A 386-nucleotide genomic window follows, 5' to 3' on the forward strand; every position below is an offset into this window, starting at 1 on the left:
GTTGAAGCAGGTCAAGCTGTCTGGGCTGTTCAGCAGAAGCCCAGTCTACATAGTCGAGGTTCTTGTACCGATCTGACTGCTTACGCAGATCAGCCTGACATGTCTCAAAGGACTGCACAACGAACATAGCGTTGTCCAGATCACCTTGGCAGGATGGATCAGCAAAGAAGTTCCGTGGATTGACCAACTGGACCATAGGGCGATTTTCAATCACCCCCTCGACCATGATCTCCTGTTCGCCTTCTTGGACAGCCCATACAGCTTGGCCTGCTTCAACCGAATAGTTGTAGCTCTCCTGAATGTCTTCAGGGAGCATAGCGAACTCATCGGGAGCATTCACAGCAAGCTGTTCAGCCTCCTGCAAGGCCATAAGCTGTTCTTCGTCC

General features: G+C 51.6%; 1 protein-coding gene. It reads right to left on the reverse strand.

The window, feature by feature from the left end; translation table 11 throughout:
• Positions 1-370: hypothetical protein (locus RMT89_RS41475; RefSeq protein WP_315888929.1), on the reverse strand; the 370-nt coding region annotated here is incomplete at its 3' end.
• Between the last annotated feature and the right edge of the window lie 16 nt (positions 371-386).

Origin of the sequence: Streptomyces sp. P17 (assembly GCF_032436805.1) — a bacterium.
GTDB lineage: Bacteria > Actinomycetota > Actinomycetes > Streptomycetales > Streptomycetaceae > Streptomyces.